This is a genomic window from Rossellomorea sp. NPDC077527 (assembly GCF_044542955.1).
Classification (GTDB): Bacteria; Bacillota; Bacilli; order Bacillales; family Bacillaceae_B; genus Rossellomorea; species Rossellomorea aquimaris_E.
Map to the genome: position 1 here is coordinate 677,513 of NZ_JBITVL010000003.1, position 21,159 is coordinate 698,671.

Sequence of the window (21,159 nt, forward strand, 5' to 3'; positions counted from 1 at the left end):
CTAGAAGACACAAAACCCATTTCTTCACAAAATCTATTAATCACCCATGTTCCCTGCTCCCGTTTTCCTATATAATGAATCTACTAAATGTTAGTGAAATTGGAGGATTCATCCTTGCATATATTTCATCAATTTCAGCGTACCATCATTAAGAATTACCTTTTAGGAAGTTTCATTGCTGTGTTCGGTGTCGGTTCTGTGTTCATTTTTCAAACACTTGCCTTAAAGGAAAACGAGTTCATTGCCATGGGAAGCGTCATTTCCCTTTCTCTTATCACGATGTTCACCTGTGAATTGCTTGTGTATCAGAAGCATATTCACCCTATTAAACTCATCTATCAAAAACAGGATGGTCCCAACAAAGTGGACCTCCTTTTAACTGCTTATCAACAAGCGGAAAAGTTTCCTATTTTAACAGTTCAACGAATTATGCTTCCACATTTTCTAGGTTTGGCTCTTCCATCAACTGTTATGACGATAATGTTCATTCATACACACGCTCTTTCTTTTCCGTACTCTTATATTCTTTACGCTTGGTGTGGTGCTTTTTTAGTGGCGATCCTTCATGCGTTGATCGAGTTCTTCTTAACCTTTAAAGCGTGTCACGGTCTACAGGAGGACCTTATTCGAAAAACAGTTGAAACATATGGAATCGACCCATCTAAGCAGTCAACAATGTTTATCAGTCTGAAACGAAAGATTTTGGCCGCTTCCTTATTTCTTGCCCTGTTCCCTATCCTGTTGTTTTCACTCGCTTCACAAATTCGCTTATCGATTGAAGACTCCACCCTTTTAGTAGACTACTGGAAATGGGCCGGGGCACTGATCCTCATCATTACGCTCCTTGCCTTTTATGGCGCGGTCCTCATATTCAGAAGCATTGAGGAACCTGTAAAGGAGCTCGTCGGTCGCTTTGAAAAAGTGGAGAAGGGCCATGTTTCAACCGTCACGAATACGTACACGGATGAGTTTTCACATCTTTTCTCCGGATTTAATCATATGGTAGAAGCCATCAATCTCCGGGATCAGAAGAACCAGCAGCTCCTAGACCAATTTTTCGCCGTTGTGGCCGGCACCCTGGATGCCCGCGATCCATACACAGCAGGTCATAGCAAGCGGGTAGCGGAGTATTCCGTTTTGATTGCCAAACAGAGCAACTGGTCTGTAAGAGAGATTGATTTACTTAATAAATCTGCCCTCCTTCACGACATCGGAAAGATCGGGATCCGTGATGACGTGCTTTTAAAAGAGGGGAAGTTAACAGAGGAAGAGTTTGACCAGATAAAGCGCCATCCCGAGATCGGAGAAGAAATTGTCAAGGGAGTACAGCTCACGGAAGAACTTCTTCCCATCTTACCTGGTATCAGGCACCACCACGAGCGTATGGATGGATTAGGATATCCCGACCGATTAAAAGGAAATGAAATCCCCGTATTCGGTCGATTGATTGCTGTTGCAGATGCTTTCGACGCCATGACCTCTAACCGTCCTTACCGCAGAGGCATGCCCCATGAGAAGGCGTTCTCCATTCTGAAAGAAGGGAAAGGTACTCAGTGGGATGAGCAATTTGTTGATGCGTTCTTGAAGGGAATGGAGACTGAATCCGATTCTGTAAAGGAGACAGGCTGATGACGATGCATTCTCAAACCAAAAAGGATCAGATCGTTAACCGATCTGATCCTTTTTCAATAATGAGTCTTCTTACTACCCTCTGCACCAATGACCATTTCATACATTTGCCTGGTCGCCGTCATCGGATCGACGCCCAGTTCAGACTCTAGGTGATGTTTGCAGCGTTTAAACCATTTTACGGCCTGGGGACGATTATTCTTCTGATAATAGCTGTACATGAGAATCCTATAGGCTTCCTCCCAGAGTGGATCAAGTTCAATGATTTTGAGACAAAAATCGATGGCTTCATCCATTTTTTCCGCTCTGACTGCGAGCTGGGCCCGTTTCTCCAATCCTCTCAAATAGAGGAGAAGAAGCCTTTCCCTTTCCTTCTCGGTCCACCATGTTCCTTTTCGGTCGGGTAAGAACATGCCATTGTAGTGATAAAATCCTCTTTCAAGATATTGGATGGACTTCTCCACACCATTCTCCTTTAAACCTTCCGTCATCCAACTTGTGAATTGTTCTGCATCGTATTCAATATTAGCCGCAGGATTCAGTCCGTACCCTTCCTGATGCCTGTCGATGAAGAAAGCTTTCTCCCTCGCTTGTCGATTGGGCTCCAATGCATTGTTCAATGCGTTAAGTGCCACCTTGAAATCACGATCTGAACCTGTACCCTCTGGCCACAGCTCTTCAATGATTTCTTCCTTTCTCTTTAATTGTTGCCCCTGGATCAGGAAGTATTGAAATAATTCCTTTGCCTTTTCCCTTTGCCACTGCTTCTCTAAAACCAATTGATCCCCTAAACGTATTTCAAATCGTCCTAGGGTTCGGACCTTGATTGAGTAGCCCGGGTGAGAGGAATTGGAATCATACCCTAATCTGGTTAATAGTTGATGACAGTACGAACTATGAATCCCTTCTTGATATGCTTTCACTACTAATGGAATCAGACTTTGAAGGTCTTTCGGTCCAAATGTAGTCGGTTTGAAGAAGATAAACTCATACTCACCCATTTGAACTTCATTCAAACAAGAGGTCATACTTTCTATAAACAAGGGGGTGTCATCTATTTTATAAGCAATCGCGCTTTTCCACAGCTCTGTCATCATTTTGCCATACCGGTCACCGCAGGAATCGAGTTGTCTGCCAGCCCGTTCAAAGCTGCCTTTTGCCTCTTCGAATTCTTCCCTGTAGTAGTCCGTGATTCCGACGCTCAAAAGGATGAGGGAATGCAGCCACATATCCTCTACTTTTTCCGTTTCATGCAGCGCCTCTTCAGCCAGTTCCTTCGCTCTTTGAAAATCCCCTTCTCTTGCAAAAAGAATCGACAGACCCATATACGGCTCCGCTTTCCCTCTTGAAACATTGATCTTATTCATTAATTCCAACGACGTTTCATAGCAGCTTCTCGCCAGGGACGAATCGTAATCGCTGATCAATTGGACGGCATGCCCCATCCTGATCCATCCACATGCTTCTACAAACGGAGATTTCCCTTTGATTCCCTGGCTGATCCCCTGCTGGGCCAATGCTTTGGCTTCGCTTCCATTACCCATGAACGATTGGATAAGGGAAAGCAGCAACTCCTTCTCCCGATGAGATTGAGGAAGCTGATCTTCGCCTTCCTTGTAGAGGAGAACCTGTTTCGCTTCTTGGAGTTTGCCTGTACGGAGGAGCATCCTGGCCTTAAGATTGCCTTCTTCTTTTATAAAACCATTCATCTTCCCTTTGTCATACCATTGCTTGGCCTGTATCGCTTTACCTGAGTTCACCAGGTTTTCTGCAACCAATACGTATAGACGATTCATTTCCTCCAGATACTTTTCCTCCCCGGCCTCCAAGCAATCGATCGCCTTTAATAAAAACCGCTGTGCTTTCCCTGGTTGTATGGTATCCAGATAAATTCTGCCGATCCCTTCATACGCTTTACTCAGCATAACCGGGTCGTTTATTGCAAGTCTGATCCCACTCGTGTAAGCTTTTTCGGCTTTTTCATAAAACGACCGGTATCGAAAGAATTCTCCCTGATAAAACCACAAAGAATAGTAAACATCCTTTAATGACTCGGGTATTTCCCCCAAATAGTCACCAAGGGTTTCGAGCTGTCCGCCTTTCATCATCCCTTCAGCTTCCCGTACAAGGATGGCACATACAGCTTCGATGTTATCCATCTTCATATAATGAAAGATCGCTTTCTCCCACTTCCCACGGCCTTCAAAGAATCTGGCGCACTTTAACTGAAGTTCCTTATAAAGTCCAAGGTTTTCTTCTTTTAATTTACGTTCTAAAAAAGTTTGAAACAAGGCATGAAGACGAAAATGGTGTGCACCTTTCATTTCCTGAAGGAGGGCATTTTTCTCAGACAACTGCTTTAGCATTTGTCCGGATCCCGGCAGCTCAAAGATGGCTTCGCATGTGGTACCATCTATTTCATCCAGGATTGAGATTTGCTTAAGGAACTGCTGCACGATTGGTGTTTGCTTGGAGAACACCTCGTGGGCCAAATAATGAAAGAGTTCTTCCAGGGAGGAATGCTGCCCCACTATGAGAATATCCGGGTTGTCCTGTAGCTGCGAATGAATCATACTGACAGCAATCACCCACCCTTCGGTCAAGTCACAGATCGCATCAAGCTGGGATTCCGAAATGATGGTTTCATGAAAGTCCGTCAGCAGCATTTCCATCTCTTCTTTCGTCAAACACAAATCACTTTCAGTTATCTCCAGTAATTGACGGGATATTTTCATCTGTATAAATGAGGCCCATGAAGGTTTTGTACGTGTAGAAAGAAAAAAATGTATATGATCGGGTAAATATTCGATGATTTTCTCCATCCACTGATTGATGAGAAACGAATGATCCACAAGATGATAGTCATCAACAATGATGGTAAAGGAATGGGGAATCTTCATGCATTCATTAATAAATAATGCACTTAACCGATAGATATCGTCATCTTTCATATATTGACCCATGGACCGGACCTGTTCCTTTAGTTCTTCTCCAAAATGCGGGAACTGCTTTTGGATACTGTACACGATATTAGTGACGAAAGGGACGAGTCCGTCATCTGTCTGAGTGACGGAATACCAACAATAATCAGGTTTTACATCCTGCAAAAACTGGCTGATAGCCGTACTCTTCCCATAACCTGCCCCTGAATGAATAATCACTAACTTATAATCTGTAACCGTTCTCATTTTTCTCATTAAGCTTGGGCGCCTAATGTAAGAATCTTTGACAACAGGCGGCACAAACTTGGTTTCAATGATTGGAAATTCTGTCACAAAACCACCCTCGAAACGTACGAATTTTCTTACTATTCTACCATATTATATTGAATATAGGAGGACAACTAGTACATAATTCGCAAAAAAAGAAGACAACTCGCATTTGAGCCGCCTTCTCTTTTACTCTATTCTCTAAATTGTACATCCCATTCATTGATCGGCCAATAGCGAAGGTCCACTTTCCCGACAATCTGTTCCCGATCCACAAACCCGAAGTAACGACTATCCATGCTTCCACGGCGATTATCCCCAAGTACGAATATCTTCCCCTTTGGAACTGTTTTCTCACCGGTGATTTCCTGAAGGGTAAAGTCACCCGTCAGCTTACTCCCAATATACTCCTGCTTGAATTTCTTTAAGTAAGGTTCAGGATAATACTCTCCATTTACATATAGCTTGTCGTCTTTATAAACAATTTTATCTCCTGGCAATCCGATGATTCGCTTCACATAATCTTCTTCTTCATTTGCATGAAATACGACCACATCAAAGCGGTCCAATTCCCCGATATGATAACCTATTTTATTGACAACCAATTTATTTCCATCCTGAAGTGTCGGCATCATGGACTCGCCTTCCACCACATAGTTGGAGAAGAGAAAGGTGCGAATGATGATGAAGATGATTAATCCAATTCCCAGGGCTTTGATCCACTCGAGTCCTTCTCTTTTTACCTCTTCTCTCAATTTGATTCCTCCTGCTTTTTCCGTTCAATTCGTTGGTCTATTTCCATTTTCTTATTCAGATGTATCTCAATTCGTTTTCCTATAAACCATAATACGAAAATAATGGCTACAACAATCACTGTACGTATGGGTTGTTTTACTAATGATATAATATCATATCCGATAAAGCTTATGGTGAATATCATCACCATTTTCCCTGTCACCACTGCCAGCATATATTGAGCAATGCTGATGGAGGACATTCCTGCCACCACATTTACTAAAGCAGATGGAGTAAACGGGAAACATAACAGAATGAATAATGGTCCAAACCCATGCCTGTCTACCCATTTGGTCAACCGATTCACCTGACGGTTCTTTCTTAAGAAGCGGAAAACACGTGTCTCCCCGTACCTCCTTACCAAGAGGAATACAATCAGGGCACCGAGGGTCGCTCCGATCCATGAAAACAGAAACCCCCACCATAATCCGAACGCATTCGCATTGGCTGTCACAAACACGACCAGTGGAAGGAACGGAAGAAACGCCTCCAACAACGGAAGCAGGATCCCTGGAATCGGTCCAAATGAACGATATTGCTGAATTAATTCCATCATATTTTCAAGCGTAAACCAATCTTTTATCGTATTGATATTCATATTATATGTTTCCCCTTAAACGACCATGAACAGATATACTCATTTCGTCTTCACTACTTCCTATTTTCATCATATCACACCAGGACAGGATTTCCATACGGTATTCTTTCGCGTCGTTTTTATTAATACAAGGTTGCCTAAAGTTGTGGGTTGTAAACCTTTTTCTGGAGGGGAATTTCTGGTGATGAGGGGTCCTGACATGTAAAATCTATAATAGTAATGGAAGATAAATCTTCATCCAGCTGTTGATTCCCCTGTCTGTCCATCCGTTATGATCGACTTCTCTCCACTTATTATCGACCTTCCCCTCCGCCTTCATTCCGCACTAAAAAAGCTGCCTTCCCCAAGGAAATGGCAGCTGCCTTTCTATAAATACTTCCCGAACCAATCGACGATTTCCTGTAATCGGGCTTCCCGCAAGGATGGCTTTCCAGTCCGGGACAGATTATGGTTGGATTCCGGGATGCGGACGAATCTCGCCTCTTTGTTCTCCCGTTTCAACGCAATGAAAAGCTGTTCGGCCTGCTCAATCGGACAGCGGTAATCCTTTTCACTGTGAAGAATCAACAGGGGTGTGTTCATATGCTTCACGTAAGCGAGTGGTGAGTGCTTCCAAAGGGTTTCAATGTCTCCAAGATCACTTTGGATCTGCCACTCGGAGAAATAGTAACCGATATCACTGACTCCGTAAAAACTGATCCAGTTGCTGATGGAACGCTGGGTCACAGCCGCCTTAAATCTGTCGCTGTGCCCGATGATCCAGTTGGTCATGAAGCCGCCGTAGCTTCCACCGGTTACGCCCATGCGGTTTTCATCAATAAAAGGATATTCCTCCAATGCATAGTCCACTGCACGCATGATATCTTCATAATCTCCACCGCCGTAGTCACCCCTCACGGCATCGACGAACTCCTGGCCATAACCATGACTGCCTCGTGGATTAACATACAAGACAACATAGCCACTGCTCGCGAGCACCTGGAATTCATGAAAGAACGTATTCCCGTACATTGTATGCGGGCCGCCATGTATCTCAACGATAAGCGGATATTTCTTTCCTTCCTCGTATCCGACAGGTTTCAAGATCCAGCCTTGAACCTGCCAACCTTTCGCCCCTTGGTACATGAATGATTCGGGAGAAGCCACGTCACGAGCTGCCAGCCAATCTCCGTTTAAATCGGTGACTTTCGTCAGTTCTCCAGTCGGTACGTGAAGCGTAAACAATTCACCAGGCTCTGTCGGCTTACTCATCGTAAGCAGGATGATTTGTCGATCAGAATCCAGATCGAATCCATAGACATGCTGCTGCTCCTGTAAAAGCGCAGGATAAATTGCCCCTTCAATATGTGCATAGTAAAGAACGGTATTGCCCGCATCGGAGGCTAGGAAATAAAAGCTTTCATTGTCCTTTGACCACTGTATTCCCGTTTGGGAAGATCCCTGGATAGAGTCGCTATTGAGAAAATCCCCTACGGGAACGTCCATCCCTTCTGTCAGGCAAACGGAGCGTCCCGCCTGTAGGTCATGAACCCATACCTTATTATGAGTAGCGTTCTCATATTCACGATTATGACCCGTATAGGCAAGGTGCTTTCCGTCCGGGGACCAGCTTGCTTCTCCGTAGTACCCATGCTCCCCGTTTATTTGTTGAAACACTCCTGATTCAAGGTGCAATAGGTATAAGTCGGATTGAAACGAGAAGTCCCTATTGGTTGTCTTGTCCGTCGAGATGGACAGATATTTTCCGTCCGGGGACCAGGAGTGAAGGGCGTAATCATGCTTGTCATCCGTAACTCTTCTCATTTCTTTCGTTCCTATATCCACGCATACGACCTGTGAATATGAATCATCATGGAAGCCGCGATCATCGCTTTTATATTTCATGCTTGTGGCAATAAACGGCTTTGGCTTCTTCTCTTTTTCTTCCTTGTGATCAAACGTCTCGCCTTTCTCTAAACGAATCGACAAAGCAATCTTTTCACCGCAAGGAGACCAGACAGGATTCGAGACCCCATTCGGGCAGGCCGTGACCGGCTCTGCCTCCCCTCCATCCCGGCTGATCAAGTATAGCTGATTGACACCGGACCGGTTGGAGATAAAAGCGATTCCCCCTCCATCTGGTGACCATCTTGGTGACGAGATTTTTTGTTTGCCGAAGGTCCACTGACGGGTGGACTGATTTTTCAGATCGATACTATGTAAGGTTGAAACATATTCATCTTTTTCTTCGCATAAAACAGTTTGAACGAACAAGGCCTCTTCCCCACTTGGTGAGAGCCTCGGATCTGATACTGCTTTTAATTTGTAGAGGTCTTTTATCGTCATGCCTTTTTTCATTCCGGCACCTTCCTTTCTTTCTGTTCCCTTTCTATTTCGCCATTGGAAAACCTATTCCCTTCACGGATAAAAACCTGTATTCCTCTTCATAATAGAAACAAATTCAAATTCTACAACTTTCCCTATTGAAAGTAAATTGAAATCAACGTAAAATAAAAATACGAACACATGTTCTAATCTAAGGTGAAAAGGAGTCTTTTCATATGACAAGAATCCCGGAAAATGATCGAAATATTTTGGAGCAGGCGATTTATCTGCCCATGGTACTGACGATTTTGAATCGCGACCTGCAAATCGTCGACAGCAGTCCATTTAAATTAAAGCGTCCTTATTTAGAGTTGATCGAGGAGACGATGAAGGTCATTCAAGGGGAACTCGCACACGTTAAAAAGTATATGCGAACGAATAAGATGAAAGTTGAACGGATGCAATCGGATGATGCATTCACGATGTATATGTTTCTGTATAAAGGATATGAAGAGCACCATAATTACTTTAATCCGCGCCTCAGGAACCGGGTGGAGGATTTAATGAGGCATTATTTGTACCGACGCTTTATGGAAACAAAGACTGACACAACAAAAGAAGCGTGATGTTGTCTCACGCATCAGTTTTATGGATGTGTCTATTAAGATAAAACATTTTAACATTACCCGTTTCGGACTGGACCTTCGCATTATATTTACTTTCCATCTCTGCGATTCGCTGTGTATAGGCAATACGCAAATCAGAGGTGCGGAGCATTTGATTTTCAAAGGAACTGTATGAGATGGGGACCGTGCAGGTTTCATTATTTTGGAGAAAAATCCGTGTTGATCCGTTTGTCATCCGTTCATACCCCCGGACATGGGAATGAGAGACCCAGGCACATTCCTGCTTGACTGGAGAAGATGTCGGGAATAGATAAATGGACAGATCAGGATTTACCATGATGGGGGCTTTGTAGATGATACCCGTAAGTTTTTTTGTACCTTCTTTTCTGCCCTCATATGAGCAGCCAAAGAATTCACAGCTTTTCTTCAAGATATCAAAAGGTTTAAACGGGGACACCAATACGTCATCCATTTCTATTATTTTCGTAAATGTCCTGGCACCGTACTCCATAGGCTGAAGGATCATTGTATGGGGATTCACTTCATATTCTTCTATAATTCGAGATTTTTCTCTCATTTCATCGCCTCCATTTACATTTTTCTCCAAAATAATACCACAAATTTCGAGGATTGTCTGCTATATTTTTAAAAATTCTGAAATTAGACAATCGCCACTCATAAACGAATAAAAAATTATCTGAATATTTAATTTTTTAGTTGAATTTTTAATACTTACACCATATACTAATAAAAAGAATTCAGGGGTGACGTATATGGAAAGCAAAAAGTCCTATACAGAAATGATGAAAGCCGCCGCCGCCATTAACCGGAAGAAATCCGCTGAAAGAAGCGTAATGGAAATCTATATCGATATGGTGCTGCATGAAAGCATCCTAATGACACAGAAAACCAAACTTCTAACCGACATTGATGCCGCCCTGGATACTAAAGATAAAGAATTGTTCATGAAATTAACAAAAGAATTGAATGAATTGAACATAAGCTACGGATAATCATAAAATGGCTGACTCCACTTCTGAGTCAGCCATTCCCTTTTTAATGGACGGGCCTTTCGTCCTTCTTCATGCATGACATCCTCTCGAATGGCAGAAGCTAATGGTTAACTTGAATACGATGGAGCGAAACATCATGATCTTATTTATTAAAGTTCTGGTCCTATACTTGATCACCATCACGGCCATGAGGCTGATGGGAAAATCAACAATCGTTCAAATGACCCCCTACGACCTGGTAGCCATCATCATCGTAGGTACGATCGCATCCGAGCCATTGATCTCAACCAAATTCTGGCCGACCATCACAGCCCTTGTCTTTCTTGTCGGCCTCCACGTACTCTTCTCATTCATGACATTGAGTCAATGGGGAAACCGCTTCTTTCTTGGAGAACCGACTTTGTTGATAAAGGATGGCGAAATACTGGAGGATAATCTCGAGAAATCCAAGATCTCTCTTATTCAATTAACGTCCATCCTCAGGTCCCAGGGCTACCCTAAGATTTCAGATGTAGACTATGCCATGCTCGAACCCATCGGTGAAGTAAGCGTCATCCCCAAGGTAGAAAATACACCTGTTACCGTTCAGCACCTCAATTTAAACATCGACGACGAAGGACTCCCGATTTCAGTCATTGTAGACGGGAAGATTCAAGCCCGGAATCTTCAACTTCTGGGAAAGTCAAAAGAATGGCTGGAAGCGCAGTTAACCAACTCGAACCTGCATCATAAAGATGTCATCTTCGCCTATATGACGGAAAAAGCGAAAAACCTTGTCATCAGTAAAAGGGAAAAGGCCTAGTCACTAAAATGTGACCAGGCCTTTTTCTTCATATTCGCTTCAAGGATTTAAAATAAAAAATTCCCGTAAGCTTTCATTGTTAAATAGAATGCTACCATGGTATAAATTAAAGCTGTCCAAAATGAAATCGAATGATAAAATTGTTTCTTTTTTTCTTTTATCATATACTTGCCCCTTTGAGACATATAACCATCTCCGTTTACATAGATGATGATCAACGTAACTAATATCCCAATAATCAAAGACCATTCCATGATGGGCCGACCCGTTTTAAGATAACTTAAAAATGGTAACCCTAACAGTGCTAGCATAGTGAAAGCAAATCTACTACATAACAACAGCCATTTACTTTGTATCATTACTTCCATTCCATCAGCTCCTTTATGACAAAAAATTCAGATCATTAAATTATTACTTATATTACCATATACAATAAAAATATGTAACTTTTTCCAATTAAAAATCCGAACGATTTCGAATTTCATAAAAGAAGTTCGAAAAATCGTTCGGATTTTACTTTAACTAAATCACTTTTGTCCCAGCCTCTTTTCTCTTTACTCCTCTTTTTTCTCCGCCTCATATTGTTCAAGCATGGACAATCGTTCAAGCATGGTCGGGTGTCCATATCGGAAGATCTTTACTAAAAGTGGAGGATTTACTTGCGATAATCCAACCTTCGATAACTTCTGGAAAGAAGAAATGGCCGCTTCCTTGTCGCCAGTCATTTCGATGGCATATCGATCTGCCCTCGTCTCCTGATAACGGGAAATCCAGTTGCTTAAGGGGCTGATCGTGAACAACAGCATAGATGTGATCATCAAGAATAATGGTAAGGAGCTTAGGTTCGAGACCTTTGATACTTTGAGATTATCTTTATGGTTTGCCACAATTCCCCTCATCAGCTTGGACGTCAAGAACAGCCCAAAGAAGGAGAGAACGAGATAGATCCCGATTCCTATATAAATGTGCTTCTCTACGTAATGAGCCATCTCATGGGCCATGACGAAAAGGATTTCTTCGTCTGTCAATTTTTCAAGGGTCGTATCCCAAAGGACGATCCTTGAATTGGAGCCTACCCCTGTGACGTAAGCATTAAGTGAATTGGTCTTTTCCGACATATCGACTTCAAACACATGGTTTGCTGGGATATCAGCTCTATCTGCAAGAGTCAGGATCTGTTCCTCCAACGCTTTATCCTTCAATGGATAAAAATCATTGTACAGAGGATCGATCAGGACAGGCTGTACAAACATCATGAAAATCGTGAATGGCACAGATAAAGCCCAGGCAGCAAGCCACCATCGCTCTTTAAACCGTTTCATCAGGGCATACAGGACCGATACGATGATGAACATGAGCAGATAATTCACCCAAAAATCCGTGATTTCATCTTTCATCCACATCGAGAACGTCTGGGTGGATATGTTATAGCTCTTTGAGATCTTATACGAAATATACTGTAGTGGAAAAATCGCGATAAATGAAGCGATCGATAACCAAAACAAGTAAATGGCCGTTTGAAGGAATCCGTTCTTCACCGTCCCCCTCGCCCATTTCTCAAACACCCGTGAAACACCGAGAATCAGAATCAAGAAATAAAAAAGCCATTCATATGGAGTGGAAAGAAAGAACAAAAGATTCTTGATTTTAGAAAAGTCCTCACTCAACATGATTTCTTTATCATTCATAAAAGTGGCCGGATCTGCACTGCTACCTTTATACATTTCAGGTAAAGTGGAATCCGCCAGAAAAAATAAGTACACATATAAAAATAAGCCTAATAGTAAATAAGCCAATATCGATCTGAGCGCCCATTTTTTAGCCAACATAGTTCCTCCCTTCTCGTCTTCATTACTATATGTAATACCCTGTCCAAACTTTTAGAACCTAAACACGGGCGGTGAATGAAATGGAGCGGTTCGTACAGGGAAAATCGTTTATCTGCCTTTCTGGTGATGTACATTCCACCATTTCAATTTATCTTCCATATCTTCATTATATCTGCCCGAATAGAATTTTATCGGCCATTTTTTAAAATTATCTGCCGTTCCGAAAAATACAATCCATGCCCAATAAAAAAAGCCACGATCAGATCGTGACCAATAACCTTCTACATGATGAAGACTGAATACAAAGACAGAACAGAAATCGCCCCGATCACAACAAGGATGACATTGGCTCCAAAAAAGGCAATCCCAAAGGCAGCAACCGTCCCAACCACACCAAACAACAGGTTCCCCTCTTGAATCAATAATATGCTTGGAAAGATCAACGCACCTAGAACGGCAAATGGGACATTCCGCAAAACTCCTTGGAGAAACGGGGGCAGTTCTTTCCCTTTAAACACGAGGAAAGGTAGCATTCTGGGGATGTAGGTGACAATGGCCATCCCAATGATCATCCATACGATCGCACTATCCATCCGCTCTTCCTCCTCTCTTCATCATGTCCACTACCTCGACGATAACGGCTGAAACCATCGTAGCTGTCACGATTGACCAGCCGTTTGAAAGATTCGTGGTAAACAGGAGAATGCTATTCAGCGCACCTGCCACCACTGCCAAAAACGTGACCTTGACGCTCTTTTTCATGGAAGGAACGAGGAGACCGACAAACATGGCATACAGAGCGATCGTCATGCTGGCCTGAAGGAATTCCGGGAGTATCTCTCCGATGAAATATCCCACCCCGGAGTTCACGACCCAGCTCCCGTAGGATATGAGCATGACTCCTACGGCGAACCCTGTCCGTACGGTCCCTTCTTTGACACTGATGACCGTAAACGTTTCATCCGTAATGCCAAACGCGTAGAAAAGTTTTTTAAACAAACGGTCTTCCTCAAGCTTCTCACTTAACGAAGCAGACATGAGAAAGTGGCGGATATTGACGATGAACGTTGTGAGAATGATCTCAATAATCCCGGTACCGACCGCTATCAGACTCAATGATATGTACTGGGAAGCCCCGGCGAACACGAGCATGCTCATCAAGAGCGTCTCCATTACCGTAAGCCCCGTTGTCCGAGCCAATAAGCCAAATGTCAAGGCAACTGGCATGTATCCGATGGCTATACTTAGACCACCTTGCAGGCCAAGACGAAAATCACTCATTTTTTTTGTAGAAAGAAGTGCCTCCATCCTCTCACATCCTTTATAATAGAAGTCATTACTATTTTAATTTTTTGATAATTTATTATATTATACATATGGACGCTATAGTATACAAGAGGAGTTTTGAGCATGGAACATTTCCCGATACAAATTGGAGACAATATTAGAAAAATACGGAGAGAGAGAGGATTCAGCCTTGAACAAATGGCTGAACGGACCGGGGTAAGCAAGGCCATGATCGGCCAAATTGAACGAGGGGATTCGAATCCCACTGTTGCGATACTCTGGAAAATTGCCAATGGCTTGAAGGTTTCCTTCTCTTCCCTGATTGAAAAACCGAGCAATCAAGTATCCATTATTCACTATGAAGACGTACAGCCCGTACTTGAAGATGATGGAAATTATATCGTATACCCCATCTTCCCTTTCGATCCATTAAAAAAATGGGAAAGCTACCGGGTAGAGATGAAGCCAGGATGTGTTTATTTGAATGAGGGACATACAAAGGGTGTTGAAGAATACATCACGGTGCTATCAGGAGATATCGTCCTCAAATTGGCTGAAGAAAAATATGAATTACCGGCAGGAAGCTCGATTCGCTTCGCAGCTGACTCGGGGCATGAATATTCTAATGAATCGGATCAAAAGGCTGTGTGCCAAATGGTTATTTATTACGGGGAAGAATAATATAGAATCAAAAAAGCTGTTACGGGATGGGGCTCCATTCCGTGACAGCTTTTTTTCTTTATCCATATCGTGTCAAACGCTGAAGCCCGCCCGTATACTATTACATCTTTACCAAAATGGAGAGGAGAAAAAATGACCATGACACCTTCCTTACCCTCGTTTGACCTCCAATTCAATCATGCTGATTTACGGGATTTGGAAAGGGATGTATGGAGTAGTGCATCTGTTCCAGCCCGTCTACAAATAGAAAACTCCATGTATGACGTCCATATCCGGTACAGGGGATCCTATACAAGGGAATTGGAGAAAAAGTCATATCATGTAGAATTTGAAAAGCCAAGGGAATGGGACGGGTCATCAGAGATCCATCTGAATGCTGAAGTATACGATCCCTCCCACTTTAGAAACAAACTCTCCCTGGATTTCATCAGGGATTTGGGGATTCTCACTCCAAATAGTCAGCATGTACTCTTAACACAGGATGGGGAACCACTCGGTTTATACCTTCAGCTCGAGTCGGTGGATGATATGTATTTAAGTAAAAGGAATCTTCCACCTGGGACAATTTATTATGCTGTGAGTGACAAAGCGAATTTTTCCACTAAGAGAAAAAGAGGGCTTACATCAGGCTATCAGCGGAAACTCGGAAAAATGCAGGATGACCATCATCTCATCCATTTCATAAGGAGTATCAACACAGCTCCTTACGAGATACCAAAACTCTTAAACATCGAAAACTATTTGAAGTGGCTTGCTGGAGCTGTTTGCACGATGAATAATGATGGATTCACCCATAATTACGCGTTGTATCTCAACAGTGAGGATCACCTCTTTTCCATCATTCCTTGGGATTACGATGCCACGTTCGGGAGAAGAGTGAATGGGGAAATGATGGAATACGATTATGTGCCGATCACCGGTAAGACAAAAAACAGACTGACCTCACAGCTTATGAAACGGTCCCGATACAGAAAATTGTATAAGGAAATAGTAGAAGAAATTCTTGAAACGAAGTTTAAGGTTGAATACTTTGAGGATAAAGTGATGAACTTACATTCTTCCTTAAGACCTTATATCCTTATGGATCCTCATTTTCAGAAAGACATAGACCTATATGACAAGGAGCCCTCATTCATTTTCAAGTTTATTGAAGAACGCCGTGCTTTTCTGAAACAGGAATTAAAGTACTTCTAGGCAAAACATGAGTGGGAACAAGGAGTTCCCACTCATGTTTTTGCGTGATGCAGAGTTTACTGTAATGAAACAAGTGCCAGCATGATCGGGATTGTCACAATACTCAAAATGGTCGTCACCAAAGTACTTGCAGATACCAAATCAGGCTCTGTATTGAACTGGAGGGAAAACATCGTCGTATTCGCAGCAGTCGGCATACTGGCCAGGATAATGAGGATCGAACTCAAGGTCGGGGAAATCGGCAGTATAGATACGATCGCCAACGCCAGGATGGGTGATGCCACCATTCGCATGATCACGATAAACGAAAGAGCACTCCTCTCCACCTTCTTGCCTCCAAGAGTCGCCAGCTGCATCCCGAGAACCACCATGATCGTAGGAATCGTCGCTTGAGAAACCAGGTCGATGGTTTGATTTAAGAACAAAGGAACCTTAAGATTCAAAACCTGAAAGGCAAGTCCGATAACCGCTCCATGCAGGATCGGCATTTTGACGATCTTCATCCATATATCCTTTGAGTCCCTCGTCTTGCTGCTTCCGCTGATAGCATAATATAATCCGATTGTATTCATAAGGAATGATTGAATCACCATCATGATGACAGCATAGCGAAAACCGAGCTCCCCGAACCCGAACAGGATGATCGGTACACCATAATTACCTGAGTTCATGAATACACCGGAAAGGATCATAGCCGATGTTTTCTGTTTTGAATAATTCCTGATTCCGGCTACAATTTTAATAGAAAGAATCAATATTACACAAAGGGCGATACAAAAAAGAAAAATATACAGATAATCCATATTCAGTTCATTTTCGTAAAAGGTCTTGAATGCGAGGAATGGATACATCAGATAAATCGCCATCTTGGATATCGAGTTAATCTCGAATCCAAGCTTCTTCTGTCCGATGAAACCAACCAAAAAGACTAATAATGCAGGAAGTACGATGAATATTACGTCCATATTATGTCACCAACAATCTATTAAAATAAAAGAGAGGCTTGACTAAAAGAGCCAAGCCTAAGTGTACCATATTTACAGCATGTGGATGATTAAACTCATGACTAGTAGCACACTAATAATATTTAACCAAAACTTTAATAGGGTGAACCCTGCCAGTACTTAATTCCTCAAAACAGCCCGGCAAATCTTTAAATGATATCGTCTTTTCAAACAACACGCTCAAGCCCGAATCCTTACTTATAGTCTGATCAAAATACCATTTTGCATGCTGTTTATAATCCCATCCATCACTGGAACCCACAATCCTAAGCTCTTTTCGATAAAAGTCAGGTTGCAATTGAAACGATTCCTTATTCCCATCGGATAATATGCACATTTCACCTTCATGCTTCAGCGCCTGCTGGAGTGTCTTGAATGCGTGATTAAAACCCGAGCACTCTAATCCATAATCATAGAAGTCAGCCGGGCAGTCACTTGGATTTTCAAAGACGGTTTTCACCCCCAACTTTCTTGCGATTTCGCCTCTAGCACGGTGGGGTTCTAACATATCAATCTGACGAACGTTCAAATACTCTTTCAAATAATAGACTGTCAATAGCCCCATCGTTCCGGACCCTGTCACCAACACTCGATTGTTTTCTTTCGGATTCAATTTTCGGACACCTTTTGCTGCATCACAAGAAAGGATCACGAGCAACGCGTCTTGATGGCCGATACCTGTTGGAACGAAGATGGCTTTGCTTTCTTTCACGATTCCGTAATCCTTATGTCCGAAAAACGCCACAGCCCGGTCACCAATTTTGAATCCCTCGACTGCTTCCCCGGTTGCCACCACTTCCCCAAAACTTTCATAACCGGTTTCTTTTGGATAAGACGGGAAAGGTTCGGTAGGGTCATTTTCATTGTATTGAGGAAGCTCCGCCCCGATGCTGATGGCTCCTGCAAGGGTTTTGATTAGAATTTCATCTTCTTTCAAAGGTGGGATGGTATTGGTTGTCCATTGTAATGTCTTTTTTGCTTTTAATTGCAGAGAGGTTTGGATCATATCGTATCTCCTTTCAAAAATCTTCTCATTAAAAAGATCACCTTCAGAATAAACTGTGGATGAAACGTTTATTTTTAAAACTGCCACTTTTATTTTTAAATCTACGATTTTATTTTCAAAAACCTCATGTTTATTTTCAAATCTGACCATATATTTTCAAAAATGAAAAACTCCCACCAATCCACATAAAAAAGACCCGCCACCAGAGCCAAACCGCTCCACTAGCAGATCTCCAACACAGAACATAGACTGAATCCTATGTATTCTTCACTTCCCCTTAAACTCCGGCTTTCTCTTCTGACTGAATGCCAATAAAGCCTCCACCCGATCTTCTGTGGGAATCGTGATTTCGTATGCTTTTCTCTCAATCTGCAACCCGGTCTGCAGATCCACGTTCATGCCGTTCTTCACGGCAAACTTCGCCTGCTGCAGGGCAACCGGCCCGTTTGCAAGCATCGGTTCCACAAATGAATGAACCTCATTCAAGAAATTCTCTTTCTCTGCTACTCTTGTAACCAGCCCGATTTGGAGCGCTTCTTCGGAAGATAGTCTTTTAGCCGTCAGAATCAGTTCCAATGCTTTGGATTCCCCTACTAATCTCGGCAAACGCTGGGTTCCTCCAGCTCCCGGGATGATGGCAAGGCTTGTTTCTGTCAGCCCCATTGTTGTACCTGAAACAGCTATCCGGAAGTCGCATGCAAGAGCCAATTCCATTCCCCCGCCAAATGCATAGCCATTCATGGCAGCAATGGTTGGTTGCGGAAGGGTCGCGACTGATTGGAAGACTTCTCCGATCTTGTAGACGTTGCGGATGACCTGCTGTTCCGTCAAGGTTTTACGTTCCTTCAAATCCGCTCCGACTGAGAAGGCTTTTTCCCCGCTTCCTGTAAAGATGACAACCCGGACATCAGGGTTGATCCGAAGTGCTTCTACTACTTGCTGAAGCTCGTTCAGTGTATCATAATTAAAGGCATTCATTGCATCCGGTCGGTTGATGGTGACTGTTGCAACGTTTCCTTTCTGTTCTAGTAAAATGGATTCCATGTTTGTTCTCCCCTTTGCCTTAAGTGATTCCTCCTTATGTAAGATTCGACACAAACCGAGAAAACCCTTTCATTTTTTAAAAGGTCTGAACACTTCCTGCGTGAATGCATAGACTATTCGTGACATCTACCCATAAAGGAGCTGTATGATCATATGTATCATCCTTATAATCAGTACCCTTACTTCCAACATCAGCAGGACGTGAATCCTTACTACCGTGAAACAAAAAGCCTTCCCGATCAATGGGTTGACTATATTCAGCCTCTCGTAACACGTGCCTTATCGGAAGTGGAAGAAGGCATCAACCTGACGCACCTATTCCAGGAATTCATCTTATCGGGTGTTTTGGTCGGTCAGGGATTCACTCCTGAGCAGGCAATTGAACAGGTCGAGACGTGGGAAAAAGGTGAATCAAAGCTTTTACAGGCCAGTAAAGCAATGAAGTAAATAAAAAAAGATGCTCAGTGATTTCACTGAACATCTTCTTTTTTATGATTGCAGTACTTGCTCTTTCAGTGCTCTTCGTAGGATTTTTCCTGTTGTGTTTTTCGGTAGTTCATCCAGGAACTCGATGGAAGCCGGAAGCTTGTACTTGGCAAGGTGCTCCTTACAATACTCCAGCACATCTTGTTCGGTTAAGGAGGGATCGCTTTTCACAACATAGCTGCTAACGGCTTCACCCAATTCAGGGTGCGGGACTCCGATGACGGCTGCTTCCACGATACCGGGATGATTGTACAGCACTTCTTCGACCTCCCGTGGATAAACATTGTATCCCCCAACAATAATCAGCTCTTTCTTGCGATCTACAATATAGAAATATCCTTCTTCATCCATGCGGGCCAGGTCACCCGTATATAACCATCCGTCACGAATGGTTGCGGCTGTTTCTTCTTCCATCTTGTAATAACCCTTCATCACATTGGGACCTCTGACGATCAATTCACCGACCTGTCCTACAGGAACTTCTTCTCCCATTTCATCGACAACCTTGTTTTCCAGGTTCATGATCGATGTTCCAATGGATCCGGGCTTTCTTGGTCGATCAAGCGGATTGAAGCAGGTGACAGGTGATGCTTCGGATAAACCGTACCCTTCAGAAACCATGACATTGAATTTCTTCTCAAAGTTTTTCAGTAAGGCAACCGGTAAGGAAGCCCCACCTGAGATACAGAGTCGGAGAGATGATAAATCTTCTGGATTTCCTTCAGGATACTGAAACAGGAAGTTGTACATAGTCGGAACTCCCGCAAATACGGTTGGTTGATGCTTCTTCGACAATTCAAAAATGGCCTTAGGGCTGAAACGGGGAACGATTAACAAAGTCGCTCCTCTTAAAAGCGGTGCATTCAATACTACCGTCAAACAGAAAACATGGAACATCGGAAGTGCCGTAATGACGGTATCGTTTTCATTCATTTTCAGGTAACTTCCTACATCCGTTGCATTGGAGTAAATATTCTTGTGTGTAAGCATGGCGCCTTTCGGCTTTCCAGTCGTTCCTGAAGTATAGAGGATGATGGCTACTTCATTTTCATCGACAGTCTCTCCTTTGTATTCAGGATCTCCTTTTCCAAGCACACTTGTAAACGATTTCATTTTAGGATAAGCGAGAGAAATCTTCTCAAGGTCAATCCCCTTTGCCCGTTCATCCCCTGATTCACACAAAATGAAATGCTCCACATCCGTTAATAGGTGCTGCATCTTTTCAATCAATGGTACTAATAGATCTAATGTGACGATCGCTTTCACATCCCCATTTTTCAGGATGTAGCCAATTTCATCCGGTGTATAGATCGGATTAATTGGAATGACCTTCAATCCCAGGCGCAAGGCACCATATAATCCAATGACGAAATGCGGTGAATTCCCTAATACAAGTGCGACATGATCCCCTTTTTTCAGACCCAATTGCTCTAAGCCACTGGCAAATTTCGATACGGCACCATTCAACTCCCCGTATGTACTTGAGGTATTCAGAAAATGATAGGCCGTTTTATCTGCTTTCTCTTGAGCGATTTGATCTAACACTGTTGCAATATTCAATTGTATCCCTCCCCTTTTCGATAAACTGAATGAATGGTCATTCATCAAACTATTAAAAGTATTCAAAATATATTCTATATAAAGAAAAGTAT

20 protein-coding genes are annotated in these 21,159 nt (G+C 42.8%); 7 read left to right on the forward strand and 13 right to left on the reverse strand.

Features of this window, described 5'->3' with window-relative positions; translation table 11 throughout:
• Positions 1-114: 114 nt before the first annotated feature.
• Positions 115-1,629, forward strand: coding sequence for an HD-GYP domain-containing protein (locus ACIGG7_RS13335; RefSeq protein WP_397549945.1), 1,515 nt, complete (start codon positions 115-117; stop codon positions 1,627-1,629).
• 56 nt (positions 1,630-1,685) lie between these two features.
• Here ACIGG7_RS13335 and ACIGG7_RS13340 read toward each other — a convergent pair whose 3' ends face one another.
• From ACIGG7_RS13340 to ACIGG7_RS13355, 4 genes are all read right to left on the reverse strand, one after another.
• Complete coding sequence (locus ACIGG7_RS13340; RefSeq protein ID WP_397549946.1) at positions 1,686-4,904, reverse strand: AfsR/SARP family transcriptional regulator; 3,219 nt, start codon at positions 4,902-4,904, stop codon at positions 1,686-1,688.
• Positions 4,905-5,032: 128 nt separating this feature from the next.
• Complete coding sequence (lepB, locus tag ACIGG7_RS13345; protein WP_224941608.1) at positions 5,033-5,593, reverse strand: signal peptidase I; 561 nt, start codon at positions 5,591-5,593, stop codon at positions 5,033-5,035.
• The gene (locus ACIGG7_RS13350; RefSeq protein ID WP_397549947.1) at positions 5,590-6,231 is read right to left on the reverse strand and encodes a TVP38/TMEM64 family protein; all 642 of its coding nucleotides are present in this window, start codon (positions 6,229-6,231) and stop codon (positions 5,590-5,592) included. Before ACIGG7_RS13350 ends, lepB begins: the two co-directional genes overlap by 4 nt.
• Positions 6,232-6,597: 366 nt before the next feature.
• Positions 6,598-8,568, reverse strand: coding sequence for a prolyl oligopeptidase family serine peptidase (locus ACIGG7_RS13355; protein WP_397549948.1), 1,971 nt, complete (start codon positions 8,566-8,568; stop codon positions 6,598-6,600).
• A gap of 203 nt (positions 8,569-8,771) precedes the next feature.
• Here ACIGG7_RS13355 and ACIGG7_RS13360 point away from each other — a divergent pair, with 203 nt between their 5' ends.
• Positions 8,772-9,161 (forward strand): YhjD family protein, encoded by a 390-nt coding sequence (locus tag ACIGG7_RS13360; protein WP_224941611.1) that lies wholly within the window; start codon positions 8,772-8,774, stop codon positions 9,159-9,161.
• A 7-nt stretch (positions 9,162-9,168) separates the two neighbouring features.
• On the opposite strand, the gene ACIGG7_RS13365 is transcribed toward ACIGG7_RS13360, so the two are convergent.
• Complete coding sequence (locus ACIGG7_RS13365) at positions 9,169-9,738, reverse strand: competence protein ComK (protein WP_224941612.1); 570 nt, start codon at positions 9,736-9,738, stop codon at positions 9,169-9,171.
• Positions 9,739-9,934: 196 nt separating this feature from the next.
• Between ACIGG7_RS13365 and ACIGG7_RS13370 the strand changes: the two genes are divergently transcribed.
• Both ACIGG7_RS13370 and ACIGG7_RS13375 read left to right on the forward strand, forming a co-directional pair.
• Positions 9,935-10,174, forward strand: coding sequence for an IDEAL domain-containing protein (locus ACIGG7_RS13370; protein WP_224941613.1), 240 nt, complete (start codon positions 9,935-9,937; stop codon positions 10,172-10,174).
• A gap of 136 nt (positions 10,175-10,310) precedes the next feature.
• Positions 10,311-10,976 carry a DUF421 domain-containing protein gene (locus tag ACIGG7_RS13375; RefSeq protein ID WP_397549949.1) on the forward strand — a complete coding sequence of 222 codons (666 nt, stop codon included), beginning with the start codon at positions 10,311-10,313 and terminating at the stop codon, positions 10,974-10,976.
• A gap of 47 nt (positions 10,977-11,023) precedes the next feature.
• Here ACIGG7_RS13375 and ACIGG7_RS13380 read toward each other — a convergent pair whose 3' ends face one another.
• The 4 genes from ACIGG7_RS13380 to ACIGG7_RS13395 all read right to left on the reverse strand — a co-directional run bounded on the left by ACIGG7_RS13380 (position 11,024) and on the right by ACIGG7_RS13395 (position 14,113).
• Complete coding sequence (locus ACIGG7_RS13380; RefSeq protein WP_224941615.1) at positions 11,024-11,344, reverse strand: hypothetical protein; 321 nt, start codon at positions 11,342-11,344, stop codon at positions 11,024-11,026.
• 186 nt (positions 11,345-11,530) lie between these two features.
• A complete protein-coding gene (locus ACIGG7_RS13385) occupies positions 11,531-12,802 on the reverse strand; it encodes a M48 family metallopeptidase (RefSeq protein WP_397550052.1) in 1,272 nt (423 codons plus the stop codon).
• A 284-nt stretch (positions 12,803-13,086) separates the two neighbouring features.
• The gene (locus ACIGG7_RS13390) at positions 13,087-13,398 is read right to left on the reverse strand and encodes an AzlD domain-containing protein (protein ID WP_224941616.1); all 312 of its coding nucleotides are present in this window, start codon (positions 13,396-13,398) and stop codon (positions 13,087-13,089) included.
• Positions 13,391-14,113, reverse strand: a complete 723-nt coding sequence (locus tag ACIGG7_RS13395) for an AzlC family ABC transporter permease (protein ID WP_224941617.1) — start codon at positions 14,111-14,113, stop codon at positions 13,391-13,393. Before ACIGG7_RS13395 ends, ACIGG7_RS13390 begins: the two co-directional genes overlap by 8 nt.
• 102 nt (positions 14,114-14,215) lie before the next feature.
• Here ACIGG7_RS13395 and ACIGG7_RS13400 point away from each other — a divergent pair, with 102 nt between their 5' ends.
• A complete protein-coding gene (locus ACIGG7_RS13400; protein ID WP_397549950.1) occupies positions 14,216-14,773 on the forward strand; it encodes a helix-turn-helix domain-containing protein in 558 nt (185 codons plus the stop codon).
• A gap of 132 nt (positions 14,774-14,905) precedes the next feature.
• On the forward strand, positions 14,906-15,967 hold the full coding sequence (locus tag ACIGG7_RS13405; protein WP_397549951.1) for a CotH kinase family protein: 1,062 nt from the start codon (positions 14,906-14,908) through the stop codon (positions 15,965-15,967).
• A gap of 56 nt (positions 15,968-16,023) precedes the next feature.
• Here ACIGG7_RS13405 and ACIGG7_RS13410 read toward each other — a convergent pair whose 3' ends face one another.
• From ACIGG7_RS13410 to ACIGG7_RS13420, 3 genes are all read right to left on the reverse strand, one after another.
• Complete coding sequence (locus ACIGG7_RS13410; RefSeq protein ID WP_397549952.1) at positions 16,024-16,932, reverse strand: AEC family transporter; 909 nt, start codon at positions 16,930-16,932, stop codon at positions 16,024-16,026.
• 112 nt (positions 16,933-17,044) lie between these two features.
• Positions 17,045-17,977, reverse strand: coding sequence for an alcohol dehydrogenase catalytic domain-containing protein (locus tag ACIGG7_RS13415; protein ID WP_397549953.1), 933 nt, complete (start codon positions 17,975-17,977; stop codon positions 17,045-17,047).
• Positions 17,978-18,244: 267 nt separating this feature from the next.
• Entirely contained in the window at positions 18,245-19,021 is a 777-nt protein-coding gene (locus tag ACIGG7_RS13420) for an enoyl-CoA hydratase-related protein (protein WP_224941624.1), read from the reverse strand.
• A gap of 153 nt (positions 19,022-19,174) precedes the next feature.
• Between ACIGG7_RS13420 and ACIGG7_RS13425 the strand changes: the two genes are divergently transcribed.
• Positions 19,175-19,468: a hypothetical protein gene (locus tag ACIGG7_RS13425; protein ID WP_224941625.1), complete on the forward strand. Its 294-nt coding sequence runs from the start codon at positions 19,175-19,177 to the stop codon at positions 19,466-19,468.
• Positions 19,469-19,510: 42 nt separating this feature from the next.
• Here the strand turns inward: ACIGG7_RS13425 and ACIGG7_RS13430 are convergent, their stop codons facing one another.
• Positions 19,511-21,067, reverse strand: a complete 1,557-nt coding sequence (locus ACIGG7_RS13430) for a fatty acid--CoA ligase family protein (RefSeq protein WP_397549954.1) — start codon at positions 21,065-21,067, stop codon at positions 19,511-19,513.
• Positions 21,068-21,159: the final 92 nt, after the last annotated feature.